At 65.2% G+C, this 2,051-nt stretch carries 1 protein-coding gene and 1 pseudogene; both read right to left on the bottom strand.

The window, feature by feature from the left end:
• Positions 1-214: 214 nt before the first annotated feature.
• Positions 215-1,188, bottom strand: a pseudogene (locus tag IAG25_RS41060) (IS3 family transposase); the annotation flags it as partial.
• A 113-nt stretch (positions 1,189-1,301) separates the two neighbouring features.
• Positions 1,302-2,051: hypothetical protein (locus IAG25_RS41055; protein ID WP_187609884.1), on the bottom strand; the 750-nt coding region annotated here is incomplete at its 5' end.

The following is a 2,051-nucleotide window of genomic DNA, read 5'->3' as shown; positions in this document are numbered from 1 at the left end:
TGCCTGTTTCCGTCGTGGTGGGCGCATCGCCAACCCCATTCGCTGGACAGGACACTCACGGTGCAGGACAAAGCTCCTATCAGGTCACAAACGCTGGGCCCGGCAATGCTCGGGAAACGCCGGAGCCCGATCGACAGGTCAATGCAAAGGCAGCCCGGCCAATCCCAGCACGGGTCAGATCGGTCCGACGTTCAAGACGTATTTTGGACTGAGTGTCCCAGCAATCTCCCTTGCGACTCATCGAGCTACGCATGCCGTAGCCCTTGAGTAGGTCCTGGAAGTCACGACTGCAATACTGGCTACCCCTGTCGCTATGAAGGATCAGGCCCGCTTCCGGCCGGCGGCGAAACCACGCCATACGCAGCGCGTCGGACACCCGCCCCGTGCGCATGTGCGGCTGCATCGACCAGCCCACCACCTGCCGGCTGAACAGGTCGAGGATGACCGTCAGGTAAAGCCAGCCTTCAGCCGTCGCCACATACGTGATGTCGCTCGTCCAGACTTGATTCGGCGCCGTCGCGGTGAAGTTGCGTTCCAGCAGGTTCGGCGCGACCGGCAGGCCGTGATTCGCGTTCGTCGTCGCGACGTACTTGCGCTTGTGCCGGGCACGGATGCCGTGCTGCGCCATCAGCTTGCGAACCCGCTCCTTGCCCACGCGTACGCCGCGCGCAACCAGCTCTTTCCACATGCGCGGCCAACCGTATTCGCCCTTGACCTCCGAGTGAATCGCCTTGATGTGTGCCAGCAGCGCGTCGTTGCTCACGCGACTGCGCTGCGGCTTGTTCTGAGCGGCGCGTTTCCGCCGCTGATGAAAACCGCTGGGGCTGACTTCCAGCACCTCGCACAACACCGAAATCGGCCAGTGGCGACGATTGTGTTCGATAAAGGCGTACTTCACGTCGAGTCCTTCGCGAAGTACGCGCACGCCTTTTTAGGATGTCACGCTCCATCTTCAGGCGCGCCACTTCGGCACGAAGTCTGGACAATTCCATCTGCTCCGCACTGACCGGCTTTGTTCCGGCTCCGCTGAGCTTGCCTTCCTGCTCAGCCTTGACCCAGTTGGATATCGACTGCATTGGCACGTCCAGCATCGCAGCCACTGCCGCAACGCTTCTGGCCGGCCCTGACCAGCCGAACCGCTTTCAGCTTGAATTCGAGCGTGTAGCGCGCCCGCTTCGTCATGCCCATCTTCTTAACTCTCCTTGCTTGAGTTTAAACGCTCAGCAAGGGATTCGTTTTGCGGGGGGCGATCTCAACTTAACAACGCCTCACCATCTACTCCTTGGTCTCCCGGCGCACTCTCATCTTGATTGAAGCGCAGCAGACAAACTCTTGGAGGCGCCCTGCCGGGTCCCTACAGGCAGCGACCCGATCTGGCGGGCGAGCGCGACCAGGGGCTCGCTCCGGTCGGCCACGTCGAGTAAGAGAGTCGTCTCCAGCAGACGATCGAAGGTGGCCGAGCGGGTCCCTTGTGGCAGCGCCCAGATCTGGTCGGCGAACGCGACCAGGGGCTCGCCCCGGTCGGCCACGTCGAGTACGAGAGTCGTCTCCAGCAGACGATCGAAGGTGGCCTGCCGGGTCCCTTCAGGCAGCGCCCAGATCTGGTCGGCGAGCGCGGCCAGGGGCTCGCCCCGCCCGGCCACGTCGAGTACGAGAGTCGCCTCCAGCAGACGCTCGAAGGCGGCCGGCCGGGTCCCTTCAGGCAGCGCCCAGATCCGGCCGGCGAGCGCGGCCAGGGGCTGGCCCCGCCCGGCCACGTCGAGTTCACGAACCGCCTCCAGCAGAGGCTCGAAGGCGGCCGGCCGGGTCCCTTCAGGCAGCAACTCGATCCGGCCGGCGAGCGCGGCCAGGGGCTCGCCCCGCCCGGCCACGTCGAGTTCACGAACCGCCGCCAGCAGACGCTCGAAGGTGGCCCGCCGGCTCCCGTAAGGCAGCGACCCGATCTGGCGGGCGAGCGCGGCCAGAGGCTCGCCCCGGTCGGCCACGTCGAGTGCGAGAACCGCCTCCAGCAGACGCTCGAAGGTGGCCGAGCGGGTCCCTTCTGGCAGCGA

The sequence above is a fragment of the Caballeronia sp. EK genome (genome assembly GCF_014384845.1).
Taxonomy (GTDB): Bacteria; Pseudomonadota; Gammaproteobacteria; order Burkholderiales; family Burkholderiaceae; genus Caballeronia; species Caballeronia jiangsuensis.
This window is presented reverse-complemented; position numbering and strand designations above follow the sequence as displayed.